Origin of the sequence: Montanilutibacter psychrotolerans, assembly GCF_003719825.1 — a bacterium.
GTDB lineage: Bacteria > Pseudomonadota > Gammaproteobacteria > Xanthomonadales > Xanthomonadaceae > Montanilutibacter > Montanilutibacter psychrotolerans.
In genome coordinates this window covers 365,384-390,812 of the sequence record NZ_RIBS01000005.1, presented here as the reverse complement: position 1 = coordinate 390,812, position 25,429 = coordinate 365,384, and the positions used below count along the sequence as shown (strand labels likewise).

The window sequence follows — 25,429 nt, the reverse complement described above, 5'->3', positions numbered from 1 at the left end:
CACTTCAGCACCCGCCGCAGGAGAATCCATGGACATGACGAAGACCACCGACGACGAGCAGGCCCGACTGTGGAGGGGCGTGGCCGGGCAGGCCTGGGTCGAGGCGCAGGAGACGCTCGACCGGATGTTCCAGCCACTGGAAGACTTGCTGGTTGGCGCCGTCCCTGTCGGGTCCGCACACCGGGTACTCGATGTCGGCTGCGGCACGGGAAGTACCACACTGGCGATCGCCCGGCGACTCGGTGCCGGTGGCCACTGCACCGGCATCGACATCTCCGATCCGATGATCGCCATGGCCCGCACCCGCGCGGCGCGCGAGGGCGCCCTGGCGCGTTTCATCCGCGCCGATGCGCAGACCCATGCCTTCGAGCCATTCGGCTTCGACACGATCATCTCGCGCCTTGGGGTGATGTTCTTCGAGGATTCCGTCGCGGCCTTCGCCAACCTGCGGCGTGCGGCAGTGGACGGTGCCGAACTGCGGTTCGTGGCGTGGCGGGGGGCCGCGGAGAATCCGTTCATGACCACCGCCGAACGCGCCGCTGCGCACCTGCTGCCAAACCTGCCAGCGCGTCCCTCCAATGGGCCAGGACAATTCGCCTTCGCCGATCCGGACAACATCCACCACGTCCTCGAACACGGCGGCTGGGCCGACATCGATATCCGGCCCATCGACAGCGCCTGTGCGTTTCCCGAGCGCGAACTGGTGCGCTACCTGACGCGGCTCGGCCCCATCGGCCGGGTGCTACCCGACGTGGATGCGCAGACCCGCGCGCGGGTTGTCGAAACCGTCCGCGCGGCCTTCGAACCCTATGTGCATGGCGCGGCGGTCCGCTTCGATGCCGCGTGCTGGATGGTGAGTGCGCGGGCGCCGGTGTCGTCATCGGCCTGAATTGCTGAAGCAATGCTTCACCTGTTCCGGCCGGGTGCCCTACGGAACCCTTCGGCACCGGAAATCCCGAGGGCGTACTATCGAATCATCCGTAACCAACGACCAGTGGCGGATCCAGTGGAGAACGAAGAAGGCCAACGGATTGCCGTTGCTCTCGCGCATGGAGCACAGACTGCCGCGCAAGTCGCCGACACCATGGTCGCGACATGGCAGGAGGTCGACGCTGTCCTGAGTCCCGTCATCGGGCAGCGGGGCGTTGCCATGCTCTACAAACGCAGTTTGTTCCTGATTGGATCTGCTCACCCCTGGTTGGCGGGCATGCATCAAGGGGTTCAGCCGACCGTCGACCTGGAGGCGCTGAAATCCGCCTTCGCGCAACAAAGCAGCGCCAATGCCGCCACCGCTGGCGGCGACTTTCTGCAGACGTTCTACGAGTTGCTGACCAGTCTGGTCGGTCCATCGCTCACTGAGCGATTGCTTCGTCCCGTATGGGCCCACTTTCCAAGCGGCCCGCCCGCGCAGGACACCTCGCCATGACCACCAAAGTGACCATCAACCGCCTGTCCACCGGCGTGCCGGGCCTGGACGAAGTGTTGGGGGGTGGGTTGCCTGAATTCTCGTTCAATCTCATCGCGGGACCGCCAGGTTGCGGCAAGACCACGCTGGCGCACCAGATGATGTTCGCACTGGCGACGCCGGAGCGTCCGGCGCTCTATTTCACGGTGCTGGGCGAGCCGCCCCTGAAGATGCTGCGTTACCAGCAGCAGTTCGACTTTTTCGACAGCGAACTGGTCAATCGATCGGTCCATTTCATCAACCTGTCCGACGATGCCTCGGCGGGCGATCTGGACCAGGTGCTGCACCGTATCGTCGCCGAGGTGCAGAAGCACCATCCTGCGCTCGTCTTCGTGGACTCGTTCCGCGCTGTGGTGCACGCGAACAGGGGGGAGGGCAACCTGCAGCAGTTCGTCCAGCAGCTCGGGATGCTGATGACGAGCTGGCAGGCCACGACCTTCCTGATCGGCGAGTACCTCACAGCAACGGAGACCGACACCGAGGCCAACCCGGTCCTGACCGTGGCTGACGGACTGATCTGGCTGCGACAGAGCGTCCAGCGCAACTCCATGGTCCGCAAGATGGAGATCATGAAGATGCGCGGCCAGCCGACGCTGCCCGGGCTGCACACGTTCCGCATCAACAGTACCGGCCTTGAGGTGTTCGCACCCGCACGCGCAGTGCTTCCAATGCACTCCGGATCGAATGCGGAATCGCTCGGCCCGCGTCTGCTGATGGGCGTTCCGCGCCTGGACGACATGATGGGCGGTGGCTTGCCGCGCGGTTACTCGATTCTCGTGGCCGGACCTTCTGGTTCGGGCAAGAGCATCCTGGCCGCGGCGTTCCTGGCCGAGGGCGCACGTTGCGGCGAGACCGGCGTCATTGCGGTCTTTGAGCAGCGTCCCAGCCGATCGCGCAATCGCGTGCTCACCGAATTGATCGAAAGCGGCCGCGTGGGCCTGGTGGACAGTCGCGCTCCCGACCTCTCGATCGACGAAATCGTACAACTGCTGATCCACGAGATTCGCCGCCTGGATGCAAGCCGTGTGGTCATCGATTCGCTGTCGGCGTTCGAACTTGCCTTGGCACCGACGTTCAGGGAGGACTTCCGTGAGTCGCTGTTGCGTTTGGTCACCGCCCTGACCGGCGCTGGCGTGACCGTCCTGATGACATCCGAGCTGGAAGATCGTTACACCGACTTGCGCTTCAGTCCGTACGGCACGGCGTTCCTTACCGACGCGATCATCGTGCAGCGCTATATTGAGGTCGACAGTCGGCTGAGGCGCGTCATGGCAGTGGTCAAGGTGCGGGCCAGCGCGCATTCGGACGAGTTGCGCGAGTTCAGCATCGACGATCACGGCATCCACATTGGCGAGATGCTTCCCGACCAGGAAGGGCTGCTCGGAGGCAGGCCAACCAACAAGCGCGCTTCGGTTCGCCCCCTCCCGGTCGCCGGTGCTGACGATGGATGAGTCCAGCCACCATGAATAGAACCTCTAACGGCAAAGAGAGCGCGGCGACGAAAGCCGCGCGCGAACTTGCTCAGTTGCGGCAGCAAGCCGAACAGGCACGCTCAGCGCTGGCGCGCCTTCACCAGGATGTGATCGACGCCGAGAATAGCCTGGACAGCAACCAGTCGACCCAACTGCTCGAGGCCAACGAGCAGCTGACACTTGCCGCGCTGCATGCCCAGGGCGAGGCCGAGGCTGCCTCGCGGGCGCTAGACGAATTGTCGCAATCCGCCCAGGTGGACGGGCTGACCGGGCTGCCCAATCGCGTGCTGCTGCTCGACCGGTTTGCGGGCGCCATCGCCTTTGCCAAGCGTCACGGCACCCGGATTGCCCTGCTGTTCCTGGATCTCAACAAATTCAAGCAGATCAACGACACCCTCGGCCACGCGGTCGGTGATGAGGTGCTCAAACTGGCGGCGAAACGGTTTTCTGCCCTGGTTCGCGAAGAGGATACGGTCTGCCGTTATGGGGGCGACGAGTTCCTGATCCTGCTCACCGAGGTGTCCCACGCATCCGACTCGACCCTGGTCGCCGACAAGGTGATCGCAGCCCTCGCTGTCCCCAGCCGCGTGGGCGATCACGTGCTGCGCCTCACCGCGAGCATCGGCATCAGCGTTTACCCGGACGATGGCGAAGATGCCCAGACGCTCATCGACCATGCGGACGCCGCCATGTACCGCGCCAAACGGCTCGGGCTCGGCGGTTTCGTGTTTCACGGCGAAGAACCCCCAAGCGCGCGAAGCGTGCAGTTGCCGGCATTGGCGTCGCTGCAGCGTCCGTTTACGCATTACGAATCTGCTTCGGCCGAACACGAGCAGCACCACATGCAGCTGCGGGAAGCGAACGGCGAACTGGTGCTGGCCGCACTCAGCGCCCAGGAATTGCTTGCCGCAGCAGAACTGGCGCAGCAGAAGCAGAAGGAATTCCTGGCCGTGGTCGCGCACGAACTGCGCAACCCGTTGACGCCCATTCGCATTGCGGCCGAGATGCTGGGCCTGGTTGGCGCGGACGAAATGCCGCGCTATCAGGCCATCATCGAACAGGAGGTCGAGCACATGGCGCGCCTGGTGAGCGACCTGCTTGACGTCTCGCGCGCGAATACCGGCAAACTGAGGCTCGAACGCCAGGTGGTCGACTTGGCCAGCATCATCGACGAGGCAGTCGGTGCGTGCCGGCCGGCGATGGACACGCGCATGCAACGCTTCAGCGTCCAGGTGCCCCCGCGTGCTCTTGAAGTGGACGGAGACCCGGTCCGCCTGGCGCAGATCCTCAGGAACCTGCTCGATAACGCATCCAAATACACGCAGAAGGGTGGCGAGATCGGGCTTTCGGTCACGGTGGAAGGCGATGCCATCGCGGTGACCGTGTCCGACAGCGGGATTGGGATTACCGCCGACGCCCTGCGCAAGGTCTTCGAGCCATTTGTGCAGGAGCCACACGCCATTGGCTTCAGCGGAGCGGGTTTGGGCATCGGGCTCACGGTGGTGCGCGAGTTGGCCGAATCGCATGGCGGCGCCGTGGTCGCGCACAGTGCCGGCACCGGACTGGGCAGCAAGTTCGTCGTCACGCTGCCTTTGGTTGCACCCAAGCCGCCATCCAGATCGCGTCGAAGGAAGTAGAAGCAATGCGCGGGTGACCAGCTATCCGACGTGGATGCATAGGGAAGCTGACGGGCAGCACGCCACTCGTCACGTGGCGATAACAGATCGATTGGTGGCTTCTCGCCAGCGTCACGACATGCGGCAGAGCATTCAGGTCCACCACGGCTCATCCAGGTCTTGGTTGGAGAGCGCCATGTCGACGCCAAGACATTCTGTTCTGGCCATCGAAATTCTGGCCGCGACAGCCATCATTGGCCTGTTGAGCGGCTGCGGGAATGTCGTCGCCGACGATCGCAGCGCATCCGCCGCCGAGCGCGCGCAAGACCAATCCTTGTCGCCATCTCTCATCGCTGAAGGTCAGCGCATCTTTCGCTTTGACACCTTCGGTGACGAGCAGGTCTGGACCGACAAGCTGCGACTGCACGAGGTGATCGAAAAGAACGTCGATCCCACGACTGCGCTTTCAGTGGGTCTCAAGGTCGATTCCGAAGTACTGCCACCGGGCATCCTCGAGAAGGTGGATCTCAAGAGCCCGGCAACCACCGTCGCGTTGCTCAAGATGAACGCCATCGTGGGTGTGCAAGCTACCGTGGACGCGAACGATCACATCACCAAGCTCGGCGTGACGTGCGCGCTGTGCCATTCCACCGTCGACGATTCGGTGATGCCAGGCATCGGCCGCCGCCTGGACGGCTGGCCGAACCGCGATCTCAACGTCGGCGCGATCATTGCGTTGTCGCCAGCGCTTCCCGCAGACAAGAAGGCGATCTACAACGGGTGGGGCAAGGGCAAGTACGACCCGCGATTCAACATCGACGGCAAGAACACGCCGCTCGTGCTGCCGCCGGCGTACGGCCTGGCGAAGATCAAGAACGAGACCTACACTGCGGAAGGACCGATCTCGTACTGGAATGCCTATGTCGCTGTCACACAGATGGGCGGCCAGGGCAACTTCTCTGATCCGCGGCTCGGCATCGACATCAAACACTCTCCGGATCTGGTGACCTCCAAGTTGCCGGCGCTGCGTGCCTACCAGCACAGCCTGGCTTCACCGCCGCCACCGGCAGGCAGCTTCGACACTGCCGCTGCGACCCGGGGCAGGGCAGTGTTTGGTCGCCACTGCATGAGCTGTCACGTCGGAGCGAACGGCACCGACAACAACGGTGGCAAGTTGCATGCGCCGGAAGAAACCGGCATGGATGGCGCATACGCCTCGCGTACGACCAGCAACGCGTATCGCACGACGCCGTTGCGTGGCCTATGGCAGCACCCGCCGTACTTCCACGATGGCAGCGCCGCCACGCTTTCCGACGTGGTGACGCACTACAACCAGGCGCGCCAACTGCAGTTGAAGGCTGACCAGCAACGAGACCTCGTTGAGTACCTGAAATCACTCTAGCCTCAACGTGTTTGTGACGGCTGCGTCATTGGATGCTTAACGCTTCCATTGACAAGCCTGCGCAATTCACGCCCCCATCCGCGCAGCACACCTACTGTCGAGTGACCGATGCGGATTGGCGTCGGCCCCACAGGAGTAACCAGCATGAAAGATGTCAAAAAAGACCACAGCGTCGGTGCAGGCACCGGTGCAGTTGCGGGCGCGATCGCTGGCGCGGCAGTTGGTGCCGCCGGCGGTCCAGTTGGTAGCGCGGTCGGCGCAGTCGTCGGTGGCGTGATGGGTGCCAAGGCCGGTGATTCGATCGCAGAAGCGGTCAACCCGACCGAGTACACCACCCACTTCCAGGGTGAATACAAGAAGCTTCCGACGTACGTGGCCGGTCGCGAATGGAACGACTACGAGCCAGCCTACAAGTACGGCTATGACACCTACGGCCAGTACAGAGGCAAGACCTTCGACACCGTCGAAAGCGACCTGCAACGCAAGTGGGATGAAACCCGCTACGCCTCACGACTTCCGTGGGACGAGGCCAAGCACGCAGTGCGTGAGGGTTGGCATTACATCGAGCGCGCGATGCCGGGTGATGCCGATCGCGACGGTCGTTAAGAAAGCCAGAATCCAAGGGAGTGTGTTACTGCGGGGCCGCATGCGCGGCCCCGCTTTTGTTTGCCGGGGTTGAGCTTGCTGGCGGCGAACCAGCGTCTGCCCGTCTGCTGTCTAGGCGTCGCAGATCTCGCGATGCGTCGGTGGCGACCTGTCGCTGGCGGCTCGCGGAGGGACAGCACGATTGCGAATCCTCCATCCAACATACTTCTGCAGAAGCTCATCCGTGATCGAGGGGCATCGGGAACCCTCGCTCATAAGTTGCTCGACGGCGTTTCCAAGCTTCACTTCACCTTGAGTCGTCGAGACGCCGGGTTCGGTTGCGAGGTCTGCCGGCATGATCGACGCAATGTTCTTCGTGGATGTGCTTTCGGCGCATATGTCCAGCCATTCCCGATAGGAAACCGTTTTCATCGAGGCATCCATCGACAACATGCCGTCGGTGAGTTGCTTCAGCATGAAGGTGCGTGGATTCATCAGGTTGAGGCTTTTACCGATGACGTCGTCACGCAACGAAAGATCCACGATGCACTCGCTCATGTAATCCACGGGCAGCGAGTTCAGGCTGGCATCGACGTCTGGCACGCATCCATGCTGCAGGCATGCGTCCATGAACAGGCTCCAGGTATCAATGGGGTTGCTGGCACCGTCCCTGGTTGATCCCGAAATATGCGTTGGCCGGTAGACGGTGAAGGGTATTCCCCGTGAACCGCCGATGCGCAGGATCTTCTCGGCCACCCATTTGCTCTGGGCGTAACCGGACGCCAAGCCTTGCCAACACTCGAACAGCTCTTCCTCGGTACTGACAATTTCCTGCAATGCGTCGATGGGCGGGATCGTGCTCATCGTCGAGATGTAGTGCACATGCTTGAGCTTTCCGGAGCTTGCCAGCCGGAGAACTTCCTGGGTACCCAGGACATTGGATGCTTTCAACGTTTCGTACGTGTGCAGGGAATTGACCCAGGCGCCGTTGTGATAGATGACATCCATCAGCTCGGCCATGTCGGCAAACCGAGCTGGACTGAGGCCCAGCAGCGGCCTCGATAGATCCCCCGGCACGATGACGACGCGATTGCGGTCGTAATCGCCAAGCCCCAGCGATGCCAGGCTGGCTTCAAGCCTGCTCCGTCCTTTTTCCGCGCTGGCGCAGCGAATCAGACAATGCACGATCGCATCCGTCTTCTTCAGCAGGGATGACAACAAGAACACACCCAGAAATCCGGATGCGCCCGTAAGCAGGACATGCTTCGGCTTGGCTTGCGGCAGGAATGGCTGTGCCGCGTTGATGGTCGGATCCAGCTGCAACTCGGCGTTCAGATCAAGAACGCGAGGCAACGACGCGGACGCGGGCAGCAGGAGTTGGGCCATGTCCTTCAGTACCGGGTACCTGAAGATGTCGCGTACTGCCGCGTCCACGTTGAGCGCTTGGCGCACGCTGGCGATCAGGTGTACGGCGATGAGCGAATGTCCTCCAAGGTCGAAGAAGTGGTCGTTGCGGCCGACGCGTTCGATGCCGAGCAACGCCTGCCAGAGACGTGCCAGCGTGGTTTCGATCTCGCCCCGGGGCGCCTCGAAGGCGCGGCGGACGAAGGCGTCGCCATCGGGTGCGGGGAGCGCTTTGCGATCGAGCTTGCCGTGGGTGCTGAGCGGGAGAACGTCGAGAGCGACGAACGCTGCCGGAATCATGTAGTCCGGCAGGCGCGGGGCCAGGTGTGTTCGCAGTACGCCCGCCAGGTCGTCTCGCGCTGCGGCTTCGTCGGCCGGGACGACATAGGCCACGAGACGTGGCTCGCCGGAAACGTCTTCGCGAGCGAGGACCACGCACTCGCGCACCGCCGAATGCTCGGCCAGGCGGGCTTCAATCTCACCCAGTTCGATACGGAACCCACGAAGCTTGACCTGGTGGTCGTTGCGGCCGAGGAACACGAGGTTGCCATCCGGCAAGTAGCGCGCCAGATCGCCGCTGCGGTACATGCGCGCATCGGGATGCGGGCTGAAGGGATCGGCGAGAAAACGCTCGGCGGTCAGGTCGGGACGATTCAGGTACCCACGTGCGACGCCGGCACCACCGATGTACAACTCGCCCACCGCACCCAGCGGTACGGGTTGCCCATGGTCATCGAGCAGATAGAGGCGCGTGTTGGCGATCGGGCGGCCAATGGGGATGGAATCGCGTTCGCCCATCTTCCTGGGACTGGTCCATGCGGTCGCACAGACGGTGATCTCCGTCGGCCCATAGGCATTGATCACAGTCGCTCGCTCGCTCAACGTCCGCACCAGCGACGGGCTGGGAGCCTCGCCTCCCAACATCACCATGGGGCGCGTCGTGAGCTGCGGCAGGTCCGCGTGGCCGTGCAGGAACGCTGGCGGCAAGATCGTGTGAGTGATGGCATGCCGCGCCATGTAGGCCATGAACGCCGGTGCTGTCTGACGTTCTGCCTGCGTAGGCAGGAACAAGCTGGCGCCGGAGCACAACGCCATGACCACCTCAAAGACGCTGGCATCGAAGCCGAGCGAGGCGAACTGCGCCACGCGGCTTTGCGGGGAGATCTGAAACTGAGCCATCTGCGCGAAGGCCAGGTGGACCACGTTTCGATGCTCGACCATGACGCCCTTGGGCGTGCCGGTCGAACCGGACGTGTAGATGACATACGCGATGTGGTGAGAGGTGAGACCCAAGACCTGGGGATCGGAGTCGGGGTGCTCGGACCACGCCGGGTGGTTGGCTAGAAGATCCACAACGTTCAAGGATTCGAGCGCGGCTTCGCCCATGGCCTCGCGGCCTGCGGCATCACTCAGCACGAGGACGGGGGCCGCGTCGGTGAGGATCTGGGTGAGCCGTGCCGAGGAGTAGGCCGGATCGAACGGCACGTAAGCGCCGCCGGCTTTGAGGATGGCCAGCAGGCCGACGACCATGGCGAAGCTTCGCTCGGCACACAAGGCGATGCGGTCGTCGGGTTTGACGCCCAGCTCGACCAGGTAATGGGCCAGCCGGTTGGCTTGCGCGTTGAGCTGGCCGTAGGTCAGCGAGCCGTCGTCATGGACCAACGCGGTGGCATCAGGGCAACGCTGCACCTGCTGCTCGAACAACCCGTGGAGGCACAACTGCGTCGGATACGCCAACTCCGTCTGGTTCCAGGACTCCAGCAGCAGCGTGCGTTCGTCGGCGGCAAGCAGGTCGATCTGCGCCACCGGCTGCTGCACATCCGCCACCATCGCCTGAAGTACCGCGACCAGGTAATCGCGATGGCGCTCGACGGTGGTCGCATCGAACAACGCCGTCGCGTAGTTGAATCCACCCTGGATGGTGCCGTCCTTCTCGCTGAAGAACAGTTCCATGTCGAACTTGACCCATTCGAACGTGTACGGCTCCGGTTCCACCTGCAATCCGGGCAGATCGAGCACGCCTTCATCGTTGCTTTGCCAGGCGAACAGCACCTGGAACAGCGGTGTGTGATCGAGTCGTCGTGGCAGCTTCAGCGCTTCCACCACCTGCTCGAAAGGCAGGTCCTGGTGGGTCTGTGCATCCAGGGCGGTCTGCCGGACGCGGGCGAGCAGATCGGTCACGCGCGGTCCATCGGACAAGTCGATCCGCAGGGGCAGGGTATTGACGAAGAAACCGATGAGCGGCTCGACCTCGTGACGGCTACGGCCGGCCGTGGGCGTGCCGATGACCAGGTCGTCCTGGCCGGCCAAACGCGACAGGACCACGCTCCAGGCGGCGAGCAAGGTCATGAAGACGGTGGTGCCATGCTGCTGGCCGAGACGCTTCACGCCTTGGACAAGCTCGGCATCGAGCATCACCGGAAGGAACGCCGCGTCGAAGGACTGCTGCGGCGGCCGCGGCCGGTCGACGGGCAGAGCCAGTAGCGTCGGCGCATCGGCCAGCCTACGGCGCCAATAGTCGGCCTGTACCTGCAAACGCTCGCCGGCCAGCCACTGGCGCTGCCAGGCGGCGTAGTCGGGATACTGGATCGCCAGCGGCGAAAGGGGATCGGGACGCTCCTGGCTGTAGGCAGCGTAGAGGGCGCTGAGTTCGTCGACGAGGACACCGAGCGACCAGCCGTCGGAGACGATGTGGTGCATGGTGAGCAGGAAGACATGCTCCTGCTCGTCAAGGCGAATCAGACTCGCGCGGATCAGCGGGCCTTGGCTGAGATCGAAGGTGGTACCAATCTCTTCGGCGATCATGCGCGCCAGGACGGGCGATGCATGGGCGATCCCGCGCACGTCGTGCTCGATCAGCGGGAGGCTGGCGTCGGCCGGCAACAGTTTGACGTGAGGCTGGCCGTTCACCGAGACAAAGACGGTGCGCAGGCCTTCGTGCCGGGCGAACAAACGATCAAGGCTGCGGCGCAGCACGCTGGCATCCAGTGCACCGCGCAGACGCAGCGCCAGCGGGACGTGGTAGTTGGCGCTGGCGCCGTCGAGCTGGGCGAGGAACCACAGCCGTTGTTGAGCGAAGGAAAGCGGCAGCATGCCGTCGCGTGGAATCGAGGAGATGGCCTGCAACGCCGCGGCACTTCCGTGCGCCAGGTGCGCGGCGACGGTGGTTGCCAGCTCAGCAAGGATGGGCTGGGCGAACAAGGCGGCCAATGGCAGCTCGATGCTGAAGGTTCGGGTCACCCGGCTCAGCAAACGCACGGCGACAAGCGAATGCCCTCCCAGTTCAAAGAAGTGGTCATGGCGACCGACGCGCTCCACGCCGAGCAACTCTTGCCAGAGCTGGGCCAGTATGGTTTCGGTCTCGCCTTGAGGCGGGTCGTAGGTACGGCGAACGTACGCGTCGCCGTCCGGCACGGGCAGCGCATTGCGATCGAGCTTGCCGTTGGGGGTGATGGGAAGTACGTCCAGCATGACGAAGGCAGCCGGGACCATGTACTCCGGCAGGCGCATGCTTAGATGGCTTCGCAGCACAAGGGCCAGGTCGTCGCGTGATGCCACGCCGCCGACCTGGACAACATAGGCGACGAGGCGTGGCTCGCCTGGAACGTGCTCGCGGGCGAGCACGGCGCATTCGAGCACGCTCGGGTGATCGGACAGCTGGGCCTCGATCTCTCCCAGCTCGATACGGAAACCGCGCAGTTTGACCTGGTGATCGTTGCGGCCGAGGAATTCGAGGTTTCCGTCGGGCAGGTAACGGGCGAGATCGCCGGTGCGGTACATGCGCGCATCGGGGTGTGTACTGAACGGGTCAGTGAGGAAACGCTCGGCGGTGAGCTCGGGGCGATTGAGATAGCCGCGGGCGATGCCTGTGCCGCCGATGTGAAGCTCGCCGGCTGCGCCGAAGGGAACCGGCTGGCCATGGCCATCCAGCAGATAGGCGCGCGAGTTGGCGATCGGTCGGCCAATCGGCACATGAGTTGGCGCGTCCTGGATTCCGTCGCCGAGGACGAATGCGGTAACGACGTGCGTTTCGGTCGGACCGTAATGATTGTGAAGGCGGCAGTCCGGCAATTTCTGGAAGAAGCGTTTGATCTGCGGCGTCAAACGCAATTGCTCGCCTGCGACGATGACGTCGCGAAGCCCACGGCGCAGCTGATCCATCTGCGCGTCGCCGATGTCGTCGATCACCTCGGCCAGGCTCTGGGCAGCGATGTAGGGCAGATGGATTCGCTGGATGTTCTGCGTGCAGATCGTCTGGATGAGCTTCGCGAAATTCAGCCGTACCTGCGAATCGATCAGTACCAGTGACCCACCCGCGCACAGGGCGCAGAAGATTTCCTGGAACGCCACGTCGAAGCCCAACGCCGCAAACTGCAAGGTCCGTTGCGCCGGCCCCGCATGGGAAATCTGCCAGCCAATCAAGTTGACCAGCGGGCCATGCGACATGGCGACGCCCTTCGGAACGCCGGTCGAACCGGAGGTGTAGATGACGTAGGCGAGGTGCTCCGGAGTCAGGCCCAGTGGTTGTGGGTTGGAATGGGTTGCCGAGGAGTCGGCGCTGAGGCTTGCAAAGGCATCCAGGTCGAGCGTCTGCTGCCGGGCGGTGGCTGTTTCGCCCAGCGCACGGCGACCGACGGCATCGCTGAGAACGATCGCCGGTGCCGCATCGCCGAGTACCTGGGCCAGACGCTCGGTCGGATAGGTCGGATCCAGCGGCACGTAGGCCGCGCCGGCCTTCAGGACCGCCAGCAGGCCGATCACCATGGCGAAGCTGCGCTCGACGCACAACGCGACGCGGTCGTCGGGTCTGACCCCGACGTCGATCAGGTGATGGGCCAGCCGGTTGGCTTGCGCATTGAGCTGGGCATAGGAGAGCGACTGATCCTCGTGAACCAATGCAATGGCGTCTGGGCAACGCTGAACCTGCTGCTCGAACAGTTGATGGATGCACAGCTCGCTTGGATACACAGCGTCCGTCTGGTTCAAGGACTCAAGCAGCGAAGTGCGTTCGGCCGAAGCAAGCATCTCGATCTGCATTACCGGCGGCTGGACCTCCGCCGCCATCGCGTCCAGCACGGCGATCAGATAGCCGCGGTGGCGTTCCATCGTGGCCGCATCGAACAACGCCGTCGCATAGCCCAGCGTGCCAACGACGGTCTCTTCCGTCTCGTGCAGATGAAGTTCCAGGTCAAACCGGATCGCATCGAACGGCATCTGCGGCTCAACGCGCAGGCCGGGGAAGTCGAACAGCCCTTCCTCGTTGCTCTGCCAAGCGAACAGGACCTGGAACAAGGGCGTGTGATCCAGTCGCCGTGAGGGGCGTGCGATCTCCACCACTTGCTCGAAAGGCAGGTCCTGGTGCTCCTGGGCGGCCAGTGCGACATCGCGCACGCGTGTCAGTAGTTCGGCAACGCTGGGCTGGCCAGAAAGATCGATGCGCAACGGCAAGGCATTGACGAAGAACCCGATCAAGGGCTCGATCTCGCGCCGACTGCGATTGGCCGACGGCGTGCCGATCACCAGATCGTCCTGGCCGGACAGGCGTGCCAGCACCGTCGCCCAGGCCGCCATGAGGGTCATGAACAAGGTCGTGCCGTGGCGTTGACTCAGTCGCTTCAGGCGCTGCGTCAAGGCGACATCGAGCTGCACCGGCAGTGCGGCGGCGGCAAAGGACTGTTGCGGCGGACGCGGGCGATCGGTGGGCAGTGCCAGGACAGTAGGTGCCTCGGCCAGCGTGCGGCGCCAGAAATCGGCCTGGGGCTGCAGCCGTTCGCCGACGAGCCATGTCTGTTCCCAGGCGGCGTAGTCGGGATACTGGACGGCCAAAGGCGGAAGCGGATCGGGTTGGTGCTGGCAGAAGGCGGTGTACAAGGCGCTGAGTTCCCGCGCCAACAGGCTCATCGACCAGCCATCGCAGACGATGTGATGCTGGGTGATCACGAAGACATGCTCGCGATCGGCCAAGCGGATCAGGCGAGCGCGGATCAACGGGCCGTGGGCGAGGTCGAATGACGTCTGGGCGTCCTTGGCCGTGAGCTGCGCCAATGCGGTGGCGACGTCGGTCGCGTCGCGCAGGTCGTGCTCGATCAAGGGCAGGCCCGCATCAGCCGCAAGCAAGGCCACCTGCGGCTCTCCGTCAACCGCTCGAAAGACAGTACGCAGGCCCTCGTGACGGGCGAACAGGCGATCAAGACTGCGCCGCAGCGCCGCGGTGTCCAGCGGCCCATGCAGACGCAGCACCAAGGGCATGTTGTAGCTCGTGCTGACTCCATCGAGCTGGGCTAGGAACCACAGTCGTTGCTGGGCGAACGACAACGGCAACGCGTCTTCGCGTGAAACCGGGACGATCGGCGGCAAAGCGAGTACGCGCGCGTCCGTGCAACGGGAAGCGATCGCCGTCGCCAGCTCGGCCAGGGTGGGGCGAGCGAACAAGGTCGCCAGGGGTAGCGCGATATCGAAAGCCTCGCCCACGCGGCTGAGCAGACGCACCGCGACAAGCGAATGGCCGCCCATTTCGAAGAAGTGGTCGTGGCGGCCGACGCGTTCGATACCGAGCAGCGCTTGCCAGTGTTGGGCCAGCACGGTCTCGATCTCGCCTTGAGGCGCCTCAAAGGCGCGGCGGACGAAGGCCTCGCCATCGGGTGCGGGCAGCGCCGTGCGATCGAGCTTGCCGTTGGGAGTAAGGGGGAGTGCATCCAGTGCGACGAACGCCGCCGGGAGCATGTAGTCGGGCAGGCGCGTGCCCAGGTGTGTTCGCAGTACGCCCGCCAGGTCGTCTCGCGCTGCGGCATCGTCGGTCGGGACGATGTAAGCAACGAGCCGTGGCTCGCCGGGAACGTCTTCGCGAGCGAGTACGACGGATTCGCGCACTGCCGGATGCTCGGCCAGGCGAGCTTCGATCTCACCCAATTCAATACGGAAGCCGCGCAGCTTGACCTGGTGATCGTTGCGGCCGAGGAATACGAGGTTGCCATCCGGCAGGTACCGAGCCAGATCGCCGGTGCGGTACATGCGCGCACCCGGGTGCGGGCTGAAGGGATCGGTGACAAAACGCTCGGCGGTCAGGTCGGGACGATTCAGATAGCCGCGTGCGACGCCGGCACCTCCGATGTAGAGCTCGCCAACAGCGCCCAGCGGAACCGGCTGAGCCTGGTCATCGAGCAGGTAGATCCGTGTGTTGGCGATCGGTCGCCCGATCGGGACGCAGTCGAGTTCGTCCACGGCCGCCGGGCTGGTCCATGCGGTCGCACAGACCGTAATCTCGGTCGGCCCATAGGCATTGATCACAGTCGCTTGCGAGGCCAATGTTCGGACCAATGCGGGGCTGGGTGCCTCGCCGCCAAGGATGAGGACGGGCTGCGTGGTCAGCGTGTACGTATGCCCTTGCAGGAATGCGGGCGGCAGGAGCGCATGGGTGATGGCATGGCGGGTCAGGTACGCCATCAATGCCGGGCCGGTTTGACGATCCGCCGGCGCAGGCAGGTACAAGGCGGCGCCGGAGGTCAACGCCATCACCAGTTCAAAGACGCTGGCATCGAAGCCGAGCGAAGCGAACTGCACCACACGACTCTGCGGCGAAATCTGGAAGCGGGCGATGTGTGTGTGTGCCAGATGCACCACATTTCGATGCTCGACCATGACGCCCTTCGGCGTTCCGGTAGAACCGGACGTGTAGATGACGTAGGCGAGGTGGTGAGAGGCGAGGCCCGATACCTGGGGATCGCAGTCGGGTTGTCCGGACCACGAAGGCAGGTCGATCAGAAGATCCAGCACGATCATGGATTCGAGCGCCGCCTCCCCCAGGGCATTGCGTCCGGCGGCATCGCTGAGCAGCAGGACTGGGGCTGCGTCGGCGAGTACCTGCGCAAGGCGCGCGGAGGAGTAGGTCGGATCGAATGGCACATAGGCACCACCGGCCTTGAGGATGGCCAACAGGCCGACGACCATCGCAATGCCGCGCTCGACGCACAGTGCCACGCGGTCGTCTGGTTTCACCCCCAGCTCGATGAGGTGATGGGCCAGCCGGTTGGCCTGAGCATTGAGCTGGGCGTAGGAGAGGGACTGGTCTTCATGGACCAGCGCGATCGCATCAGGAGAACGTTGCGCCTGCCGTTCCATCAACTGGTGGAGGCACAACTCGCTGGGGTATCTGGATTCGGTCTGGTTCCAGGACTCCAGCAGCAGCGTGCGTTCGTCGGCAGCGAGCAGGCTGGGCTGCTCGGTGAGGTCGGTGGCCAACGCGTCGTGCGCCTGGATCTCAACGGTCGTCATGCCGTGAGCATCGGAGGTGTGATTCATTTCGTCTCGTCCTGAGGAGTCGCCATCGGAGTGCTTTGCGCATCGGATCCACGAAGGGTGCGATGAAGCTCGGAGACCTCTTGGCGTTGGGTTCCGTCCCGTTCGTTTCCGACTTGGAAAGTCAGAAGAGAGGGCAATGGCAGCCCCCACTCGGCGGGCGATCATACAGGCGCAGGAATACGGTCAGCTCCAGGACCATGTCGTTCTGGAAGCAAGTTCATTTTTTCGAATTGCCGGATCATGAAAGCAGTCCGAGCATGCTTCCGCGTAGCAAGAAGCATCCATTCGATCCGCGCCCAGGACAGTGTCATCACATGTCTGGAACGATGACTGCGCCGATGTCTTCGACGCATCAAAGCCTTCTACAATCGAACCATCGTCACTGCCGCCTGGGCGGCATCGGTTCCGGGTCTTTTGATTGGGCTCGGCGTGAAACTTCGAACGTTCTTGATCTCTGGGCCATCCAACATGCCTACCGTCAACGACCTGCTAAACCTTCCCGACGATCTGCCGTTGCCCGTGGACGACGGTGCGTGCGATCACCTGACCGGCATGCGCATCCCATCCATCGCACTGCCTGCGACGGACGGAACGAGCGTTGATCTGTCGGTGCTGCGCGGACGGAACGTGGTGTTCGCCTACCCGCGTACTGGACAGCCCGGGGTTCCCCCGCTGATCGCGAACTGGAACGAAGTGCCCGGTGCGCGCGGCTGCACGCCGCAGTCGTGCGGCTATCGGGATCTCTCGGCAGAATTCTCGGCGGTTGGATGCGGAATCTTCGGGCTCAGCACGCAGACCACCGAATATCAACGCGAAATGGTCGCGCGACTGGCGCTACCGTTCCCCGTGCTCAGCGATGCGAAGCTGGAACTCGTGCATGCGCTCTCGCTCCCGACCTTCCAGGCCGCGGGAGCGGTCCTGATGAAGCGAATGGCTTGGGTCATCGAAGACGGCCGCATCGTGAAGGTGTGGTATCCCGTCTTTCCACCCGACGAGAACGCCGCGCAGGTGCTGGGCTGGCTGACGGCACACTACGATCGCGCCTGAAACGGCTGGTCCGCCCCGATCATTCCTCGGCGATGGCCGACAGGTCGTCGAAGATCGCGCGAAACGCCGCCGCCGCTCCGCGGGCACCCCGGAGCGCCGATCGCACCCCTTCGGCATCGGGGCATCCACGGCTCCGTACGAGTCGTTCGAGCGCGATCTCCGCGTGTCCCAACTTGCAGTCGAGCCGGGCATGCTGACACACCGCATCGAACGCCGGCGTTGCGAACGGGTACAACGCTGCGAAGCGCTCGAACTGATGCACGAGTTGTTCTTCGCCGCGAACGGTCGACGGGGCGTGGAAGATCCCGTAGCACCCCAGGTACGCCATGGTGTCTGACGAGATGTCCACCATGTAGTCGATCAGGCGTCGCGTGGAACGCAGCGGACCATGCACAACGGCGCCGTCTCGGGCGAGGCCGCACTTGGCGAACCCTTTGAGCAGGATGGCGGCGTGGCCGAACTCCTCGCGGTAGTGCCGTTCCAGCAAGTCCCGGACTTCGGGATCGCCACAACGCTCTGCCGCGATCAGGTTGTGATGGTCTGCGCCGACGGTGCGGTGGTAGAGCTGGGCCAGGAACTGCATGACCTGGGTTCGCGATGCCTGACCGCGATGAAATGCATCCCAGAAGGGCGAGCGGAAGATGCCTTCGACCCAGTAGTCACAGATGGCGAAGAGCGTGGCCAGGAACGCGTCGGCGGTCCGCGGGTGAGGATCGAGCGTGGCCAGCAAGTCTTCCGCCGCGAGCGTCTGCAGGACCCTCGAGTGCGCCGATGGCATTTCTTCGCGCTGCACGATGCCCTGTTCGAGGGCCGCAAGCAGCCCGGACAACGTCGGCACACCAGGGCCGCTCAGGTGTATGACGGATTCGGGAGCTTCCAGGCGCAGCTGGCTGCTGGTGTGAGTCCACCGCACGTGCGGCGAGAGCATCAGTACCGCCGTCCCGCTCACGAAGCGCTTCCTGTACCCAGTCGGGGGAGTGCGAGGCCCGAAACGCGGACGCAGATCGTCTTGACCTCCGTGTACTGCTCCAAGCTCCATTTCCCACCCACACGGCCTATGCCGCTCTCCCGGCGCCCGCCGAACGGCGCGCGGATGTCACGGATGACCGGTGAGTTCACTCCCACGACGCCGCATCGAAGATGGCGCGCCAACGCGAGCCCGCGGGAACTGTCAGCAGACCAGATGGTGGCCGACAATCCGTAGTTCGTGTCGTTTGCGAGCGAAACCGCTTCTTCGTCGTCGCGGAAGGGGAATATGGCTGCCACGGGTCCGAAGACTTCTTCTTGTGCGATCTCCATCCCCGTATCCACGTCAGTCAACACGATGGGCGTCATGTAGTGCCCATGGGACAGCCCGGTGGGTCGCTGCCCGCCGCAGACCAACGTCGCGCCTTCGCCAACCGCCCGCTCTACGCTGGTACGCACGTGCTGCAGGTGCGCGGCGTCGATCAAGGGGCCCATCTCGGTACGCGGATCACGCGGATCCCCCACGCGGATCGCGCGAACCCGTTCGGCGAAGCGGCTGAGGAATTCGTTCTGAAGGCGCTCGTGGACCAGAATGCGCGAACCGGCCGTGCAGACCTCACCGTTGCTGGAGAACGCCGACAGCAAGGCGCCATCGACCGCGGCGTCGAGGTCGGCGTCAGCGAGCACGATCGTGGGCGACTTACCGCCCAGTTCGAAGATGTTCCTGCGGTGTATCGGCGCCCACCTCGAGATCGTCTTCGCCGTCTCGGTGCCACCGACAAAACATAGGCCGTCCACGCCTCCGGCGAATGCCAGCGCTTCGCCAGTGGGTTGTCCGCGGCCATGGATCACGTTGATCACGCCTGGAGGGAACTCGGCGGCTGCGAACAGTTTCGCAAGCAGGGACAGCGTTACCGGGGCGCGCTCGGAGCTCTTGAGGACCACCGTGTTGCCTACGGCGAGGGCGGCGGCCACGTTCATCGTCGCGACGGCCAGGGGCGCATTCCAAGGAGCGAGCACCGCTATCACGCCCAAGGGTTCGCGCTGGACGAGGTGAAAATAGGCGCCGTCCATGGGGATGCATTCCCCCGACATGCGCACGGCTTCTTCGGCGAAGAAGCGCAGGTGAGCGACCGCTCGCGGGAGGTGTCCCTGCGTGGTCATCTTCAAGGTCATGCCGGTGTCGGCCGTCTCGGCCTTCGCGAACGTCTCGAGATTCTCTTCCAGCAGGTCGGCGACCAGCCGGAGCTTGGAGGCCCGTTCCTGGACCGGGAGCATCGACCAGCTTCCATCGTCGAAGGCGCGACGGGCCGCGGCTACAGCCTTTGCCACCACTCCGGCGTCGGCCTCGGGTGCAAGGCCCAGCAGCTGCTCTGTCGCCGGATCGTAGGCGGCAATCTGCGGACCTCTCTCCGGGCTTTCGAGCGAACCATCCACGAGTTGGGCAAGGCGTTCGCTCACAAGGCATCTCCTTCCTTCTCCGCTTCCTCCACCCGGTCCACGGGTACGGAGCAACCCGCCACCAGCCGGAAACGGCTAGGGCAGGTCGGATCGGGACAGGTCGTGCCACAGCGCTCGGAAGACACCGTTGAGGGCAGTTCCGCTGGAGCGCGGAAGGAGGGAAGCTCCCGGACTCGCGCAAACGCCCGCTCGAAGCCGCCAATTGCCTCGTCCAGTAGAGGGCCATCGTGTGCGATCGACAGCCAGCCGTGACTCATGTGGCAGTCGACGCCCTCGAGCAACAGCGCTCGGCGCAAGGTGGCGTAGTCCGCCGCGCGCTCTCGAAGCAAGCGTATGGCCGCGGTACCGGGACTGATCGGGTCTCCTGCGTCGAGCGCACCGATGAGCAGATGAAAGATGGAGCTCTGGTGGATGGCGCGAACGTCTAGGTCCGCCGCTTCAGCGGCAGCGTTGATTCCCGCGACCAGGGTGCAGGTGACCCGCTCGGCCGTGGCTTGCGTCGTTCCGTCTGCGACGAGATCAAGCGTGGCAAGCGCGGCGGCGGCGCTGAGCGGGAAGCCGTTGAAGGTGCCCGCATGCACGACATGGACGGGCTCGTTCACCGCCGAAAGTCCGCCCGAAACGACCGAAAGAACCTCCCGTCTGCCGCCAACGAGGCCGCCGGGCATTCCACCCGCGGCAATCTTCGCAAGCACCGTAAGATCGGGGCGCACGCCTGCGAGTGCTTGCACGCCGCCTGGCGCATAGCGAAAGCCACTGATCACCTCGTCGAAGATGAGCAAGGCGCCGTGCAGGTCGGCAATGCGGCGAAGCGTTGCGAGGTACTGCGTAGACCAAGGCAGTGAACCCGCACTGCCTCCACCGGGTTCGAGAATGATCGCGGCTACGTCGCGTTCGGCGAGTTCATCCAACACGGCTCCCGTGTCGAGAGGCGGGACCAAGGTGATGAATTCATCGACACCGGGGTTCAGCCCGCTCTGCTTCTTTGGCAGCGCATGCGCCAATGCCTCGTCGTGCCACCCATGAAAGTGGCCGTCTACTCTCACGATCCGCGGGCGTCCGGTCCAGGCGCGGGCTACCCGGAGTGCCAACAGCGTGGCTTCGGTACCTGACGCGGTGAAGCGGATGTACTCGCAGGACGGCACCAGTTCCCGGATGCGCTCGGCCCACGCGTACTGCATCACGTGAGCGCCACCGAGATGCTGTCCCAGTTGCATCTGCTTCGCGACAGCTTCGACAACGGCTGGATGCGCATTTCCCAGCATCAGGGAACCATGGCCCATCCACAAATCGATGTAACGCCTCCCGGCGACGTCCCACTTCTCGCCGCCGCTACCGCGCGCAAACACGACAGGGAAGGGCGACATGCGCCAGCTGTGGTGGGCCACACCGCCGGCCAGTACGGGCTCGGCCTCTTCTCGTGGGCCGGCGCGCCGAAGCCCAGCGGTGTAGTCCGCTTCAATTCTGGCCTCGATCTCGGCCTGCCGTGTCACGCAGGCACTCCGGCCACCATGGGGCGACGGAGCGCGAAGTCCTCCTGTCTCCCGTACCAGTCCTGGATTCCCTCGAAGAAGAGCACGAAGTTCTCCGCGACGGTCTGCATCGCCAGACTCGCCCGTGCCCGCTCCGGTGGCGAGATGCCCTCGCGGCAGAGCAACGTGAAGGTTGTCTCCTCATGATGGAGGTCGACGTCGATTCGCGCATGCCGACGAAAGGCCTCGAACATCGGTGTCGCGAACGGATACAGGCGACTCAGAGTCCCATAGAACTCGTCCAGCGCTTCGATGGAAGGCTCGACGATGCCCGGTTGCATCACCGCAAAGGCGGCGGTGTAGGGGACCTCTCCCTCGATGGCGAGCTCCGCCAGGTTGTTGATCAGCGCCTGCGTGTGAGGCAGCGGCGGAGCGACCAGGATCGACGAGCGGTCGAGCCCGGAACGCTTGAGGCCCTCGAGAAAGATGACGCCGTGATCCATTTCCTGGATGTAGTGGCGCGCGATGGCCTCACGCAGATTCCGCTTGTTGCGCGTGTGCGCAATGCCGAGCGGCATGTAGAAGTTAGCTGCATCCACGAAGTGATAGAACTCGACGCCCCATCCCAGCACCTGGGCACGATTGAAGCGACCCGCGAGAAGGTCCTCCCAGAACGGCTGCTCGAAGACGCTTCGCGCCCAGAAGCGGGCTTCGCGCAGCATGGCTTCAACGGTGTCTGCGCCGTCCGAACTCTCTATTGCTGCATCGAGGTCGAGGAGCACCGCATCGTTCGCCAAAGTGACCAGGAGCGGCTCGAGTGCAGAGCCGTCCACGCCCTGCCGCGCTGCGAGCTCGGAAGGACATCCCTGCTCGCGCAGCCCCTCGAGGATGCGGGCATGCGCCTGTGGTTCGGATACCTGGAACCGGTACTCGTCTTCCCGAGTCAACATCACAAGCGTGTTCGCCTCCACGGAAACTCTGCAATGTGGCGATAGCAACGTGCGCCGGCGCATGAGCGACATGGTCAGATCTCCGCTCCGCGGTAGATCCGCGGTGCTGTGAGCGGTAGCGAGGAGGGGGCGGCGTAGTGCCGAAGGATGTCGCTCGACCACATCTCCAAGGTCTCGAACAGGCCGTAGGCACTCTGCACCGCTTGGCGGGCGCGCTCTCGGGAAATGCTTGAGAAGCAGTTGGCCGCATTCTCGACCACGGTGTCGTGGCCGTAGTCCTCATCGAGCGACACATGCTCGGCCATCGGCGTCACGGCGGCCCGATCCGGGGTGTCGTAGCGCATCGCCACATGATCAAAAAATGACCTGGCTGCTGCGCGATCGGCTCCCGTGGACTCGAGGAAACCCGAGCATGCCGCGTAACGCAGCGGATCTCGTCGGGCTGCAGCACGCATCCAGTGCAGAACTGCTCGCGTGCTTGGCAAGGGTTGTCCAACCTGCCGTTGCTCTGCGCCCACACCCAGCGCATCCAGCGTGCGCGTGAAGAAATGGAAGTGATCCCATTCTTCGGCGAAGTGGTGAGCGAAGACCGAGCGCAGCTTTGTGTTCTCGCTGCATGCCGTGGCCATCGGCAGTCGATCGAGCACACCTTCGATGAACCAATAGCTTTCGACCGCCCAGCCCACAAAGATGCGCCGATCCAGTGTCCCTTCGACCAGGCCACGCCAGAGGTCATGACTGAACAGTCGCGCCTTCCATGGCCCATACAGCGATCTACACAGATGAGCGAACTCGGACGGGTCCATCAATGAGTCGGCAGGGGATTCATTGCTGATCACACCCGCGGCCGAGAGATGCGCAAGCACGGTGTTGAGGCCGTCCATTGGAACGGCTACAAGCTTGCTCACGTCGGCAAGCGGGCGCACGCCGTTCAGGAGATTGAGCGCTTGTGCGAGCGGCCGCGACTCAAGGCCGGATAAGGTGAAGACCTCGTCCTCGATCTCGATCTCCACCTTGCGTTCGTCAGCGATACGCACAATGGCGTCCGCGCGCAAAACAGGGCAATCGGACAACACTACGTGCGGCTGCGGCTGCATAAGCGTCCCTTCCGTAGGAACTGCAGGCGAGACACTCCCTACCCGCACGTCGTGCAGGCAGGGAGGACACAAAGCGCTACGTTCGTTTCCTTACTTGACGATGACGCCCAGAACCGGAATCACACCAGGGCGGCGGTTCTTGCTGACTTGAACCGTGATTTCCGTGTTGAGAGTGGGCGCATCGGCCTCGACTACTCGTACGTTGCCGGCGGTCCCCTTGGGGACGTGAATGACTACTTCGTTCTCTTTCAAGGGCTTCCGGATGGTTTCGGCTTTCGTTTCCATGTGATCGGACTCCTTCCTTGGGGCACCCAGCAGTCGCAGACCGCATGTGCCCATGCAGCTGAAGTGGATGGTAGGAACTTCCCTTTGAGACTCTGAAGAAAGTCTCGCGGCGTATTTATCGGTGTGCCGCCATCACGTCAAGCTGGCAGAACGCGCAGCCACGTCATGCTTTCATGTCTTCGTATCGAAACGTTCACGCGTTGATTACGCAGCTTATGGATGGCCAAACTTCATGACGCGATGAACTGGTGTGGCTGGATGCGTCACAACCGGTAGAGCAGGGGGCACACCCATGTCGGCGCCGCCTGCTGATGTTGGCAAGCGCAAGCAAACCCGGCATGCGATCTTCCTGGCGGATTGGATCCGGTGATGTCGTAGTGCAGGTGACTTGCGACGATCGAGTCCGCTGCACATGGCGGGGGAATTGCGGCCGCGCCGCATGCATTCTGGAGAAGATGCTGCGCATCGTTGCCGCGCATCAAGACGTCGTACGACTACGAGAACTGGCGGTTCCGCGCAAAGCGCTTTGCGTGCTACGGGTCGGCCCGGATCGTTGTTCGGTCAACTGTCACTATCGCCAGTTTCGACACTCGCGGACAAGGCGATACGGTCCGACGCCGTGTTGCCGGCGACTACCGCGGCGCTGTCGATGTCATGCGCTTTTAGAAGAGGCTCGGCATGACTGATGTCGATGGTGCTCATCGAGAATTCTTGTCGACCGACACGGAGTCGCTGCAGATCACAGTGTTCCAACATTGCGGTCTGGTCTCTGATGCCGCGCGGTGCCACGATCTCTTCGCACTTGCTCTCAGCGATGTGCATCAACGCGCTTGGCTCACCGTGGCAAAGCGCGCTTCGCTAAGCAATGCGAAGTCGAGTGAGTGCACCTCATTGATGAACGCAGAAGTTGAACGTCGAAAAAGTTTGACGAGTTGCACGAACTCAAACCTTCGCCGTTTCGTGTAACAAGAGTTCAATGTATAGATGCGTAGTCTCGCTACAGAAGTAGAGAGAGTTGTTGTCTCAACGACGTGAAGTTCGACTTCAAGGATGGAGTTCATGCAGCAGGAAGCTGTCGTTGTTTCTCGGGCCGAAGTGGCCGCCACACCTCTACGTGGCAACAGATTCCACCAATGTGATCGGCCTGGTGATGTCGACCGGCGTTGTCGGCGCGTTCGCGGGTTCGATGCTGGTTGCGGCTTCCATCAATCAAGCGCGCCTGATGTTGTGGTCATTGATCTGCGACGCGATCCAATCCGCGTTGCGGCTTGTTCGTGAGCGCTCTGGCTTTGGCCAGTCGCACGTTGCGGCAGTTGGAGATCCTGGTGCCCGAGCGATCGGATTGATCGGGACTACCTGTTAGGTACGGCAGCGCATTCGCCAGATTCCGCCCGCTCTCACGCGTGGGTGGTGGGTAGTAGCGCGCCGTGTCTGGCTCGAACCATCGACAAGGAAGGTCTCACGCCTATGAGCACCGAAGTTCTGCATCCGTTGAGTTCGCCCCAGCAAGCAGTGCTGGATCAACCGCCCGCTCTGAAATCGCCTAGCTAGGCGCGCTCGACCTCGATCGCTTCGAGGCCGTCATCAAGCATGTTCTCCACACCAACGACGCCTTACGCATCGTTCTGGAGCGGAGCGAAAGCGATCGCATGCAGTGATTGCGGACGACGTTGGATCGTGGTTGCACCGGCTCGATCTCTGCCTCTTGGACGACGCGGAACAGGCGTTGATCCACAAGAGATCTTTCGCACGCCATCTGATTTGTAGCGCTGATGCAGGCGGAGTTGGTTACTCGTCTGCAGCAACACCCACGCTGACGCCGAGCGAGGGTTCGACCTCATCGAGATGTCCTACATCCCACGCGACGACACAGTTCCAACAACGGCCTGTCCTGGATGGAGTTTGCGCA

General features: G+C 63.4%; 16 protein-coding genes. 8 read left to right on the top strand and 8 right to left on the bottom strand.

Annotated features, from left to right (window positions below; genetic code table 11):
- Positions 1 to 79: 79 nt before the first annotated feature.
- The 6 genes from EER27_RS12670 (at position 80) to EER27_RS12645 (ending at position 6,561) form a co-directional block, all read left to right on the top strand.
- The gene (locus tag EER27_RS12670) at positions 80 to 889 is read left to right on the top strand and encodes a class I SAM-dependent methyltransferase (protein WP_317843128.1); all 810 of its coding nucleotides are present in this window, start codon (positions 80 to 82) and stop codon (positions 887 to 889) included.
- 117 nt (positions 890 to 1,006) lie between these two features.
- Positions 1,007 to 1,426, top strand: a complete 420-nt coding sequence (locus EER27_RS12665; RefSeq protein ID WP_223807313.1) for a hypothetical protein — start codon at positions 1,007 to 1,009, stop codon at positions 1,424 to 1,426.
- A gap of 8 nt (positions 1,427 to 1,434) precedes the next feature.
- Positions 1,435 to 2,916: a DUF7125 family protein gene (locus EER27_RS12660; RefSeq protein ID WP_263316935.1), complete on the top strand. Its 1,482-nt coding sequence runs from the start codon at positions 1,435 to 1,437 to the stop codon at positions 2,914 to 2,916.
- 11 nt (positions 2,917 to 2,927) lie between these two features.
- Positions 2,928 to 4,574, top strand: a complete 1,647-nt coding sequence (locus EER27_RS12655) for a diguanylate cyclase domain-containing protein (RefSeq protein ID WP_123088467.1) — start codon at positions 2,928 to 2,930, stop codon at positions 4,572 to 4,574.
- Positions 4,575 to 4,692: 118 nt separating this feature from the next.
- Positions 4,693 to 5,955, top strand: a complete 1,263-nt coding sequence (locus tag EER27_RS12650) for a c-type cytochrome (RefSeq protein ID WP_123088466.1) — start codon at positions 4,693 to 4,695, stop codon at positions 5,953 to 5,955.
- A 144-nt stretch (positions 5,956 to 6,099) separates the two neighbouring features.
- Positions 6,100 to 6,561 carry a hypothetical protein gene (locus EER27_RS12645; RefSeq protein WP_123088465.1) on the top strand — a complete coding sequence of 154 codons (462 nt, stop codon included), beginning with the start codon at positions 6,100 to 6,102 and terminating at the stop codon, positions 6,559 to 6,561.
- 111 nt (positions 6,562 to 6,672) lie between these two features.
- Here EER27_RS12645 and EER27_RS12640 read toward each other — a convergent pair whose 3' ends face one another.
- Complete coding sequence (locus tag EER27_RS12640) at positions 6,673 to 16,242, bottom strand: non-ribosomal peptide synthetase (protein WP_190285783.1); 9,570 nt, start codon at positions 16,240 to 16,242, stop codon at positions 6,673 to 6,675.
- 468 nt (positions 16,243 to 16,710) lie between these two features.
- Here EER27_RS12640 and EER27_RS12635 point away from each other — a divergent pair, with 468 nt between their 5' ends.
- Positions 16,711 to 17,289 carry a peroxiredoxin gene (locus EER27_RS12635; protein WP_123088463.1) on the top strand — a complete coding sequence of 193 codons (579 nt, stop codon included), beginning with the start codon at positions 16,711 to 16,713 and terminating at the stop codon, positions 17,287 to 17,289.
- A 19-nt stretch (positions 17,290 to 17,308) separates the two neighbouring features.
- Here the strand turns inward: EER27_RS12635 and EER27_RS12630 are convergent, their stop codons facing one another.
- The 7 genes from EER27_RS12630 to EER27_RS17150 all read right to left on the bottom strand — a co-directional run bounded on the left by EER27_RS12630 (position 17,309) and on the right by EER27_RS17150 (position 24,222).
- The gene (locus EER27_RS12630) at positions 17,309 to 18,238 is read right to left on the bottom strand and encodes a heme oxygenase-like domain-containing protein (RefSeq protein WP_148041024.1); all 930 of its coding nucleotides are present in this window, start codon (positions 18,236 to 18,238) and stop codon (positions 17,309 to 17,311) included.
- Entirely contained in the window at positions 18,235 to 19,716 is a 1,482-nt protein-coding gene (locus tag EER27_RS12625) for an aldehyde dehydrogenase family protein (protein ID WP_190285782.1), read from the bottom strand. The genes EER27_RS12630 and EER27_RS12625 overlap by 4 nt, the downstream gene beginning before the upstream one ends.
- A complete protein-coding gene (locus EER27_RS12620; RefSeq protein WP_123088460.1) occupies positions 19,713 to 21,209 on the bottom strand; it encodes an aminotransferase class III-fold pyridoxal phosphate-dependent enzyme in 1,497 nt (498 codons plus the stop codon). The genes EER27_RS12625 and EER27_RS12620 overlap by 4 nt, the downstream gene beginning before the upstream one ends.
- On the bottom strand, positions 21,206 to 22,210 hold the full coding sequence (locus EER27_RS12615; protein WP_123088459.1) for an iron-containing redox enzyme family protein: 1,005 nt from the start codon (positions 22,208 to 22,210) through the stop codon (positions 21,206 to 21,208). Before EER27_RS12615 ends, EER27_RS12620 begins: the two co-directional genes overlap by 4 nt.
- A 2-nt stretch (positions 22,211 to 22,212) precedes the next feature.
- Positions 22,213 to 23,235, bottom strand: coding sequence for a thiaminase II/PqqC family protein (locus EER27_RS12610; RefSeq protein WP_123088458.1), 1,023 nt, complete (start codon positions 23,233 to 23,235; stop codon positions 22,213 to 22,215).
- 90 nt (positions 23,236 to 23,325) lie between these two features.
- Positions 23,326 to 23,520 (bottom strand): hypothetical protein, encoded by a 195-nt coding sequence (locus EER27_RS12605; RefSeq protein WP_123088457.1) that lies wholly within the window; start codon positions 23,518 to 23,520, stop codon positions 23,326 to 23,328.
- A 561-nt stretch (positions 23,521 to 24,081) separates the two neighbouring features.
- Positions 24,082 to 24,222, bottom strand: a complete 141-nt coding sequence (locus EER27_RS17150) for a hypothetical protein (protein WP_190285781.1) — start codon at positions 24,220 to 24,222, stop codon at positions 24,082 to 24,084.
- Between the two features lie 412 nt (positions 24,223 to 24,634).
- On the opposite strand from EER27_RS17150, the gene EER27_RS16955 reads away from it, so the two are divergent.
- Positions 24,635 to 24,883, top strand: coding sequence for a hypothetical protein (locus tag EER27_RS16955; RefSeq protein WP_148041023.1), 249 nt, complete (start codon positions 24,635 to 24,637; stop codon positions 24,881 to 24,883).
- Positions 24,884 to 25,429 lie beyond the last annotated feature (546 nt).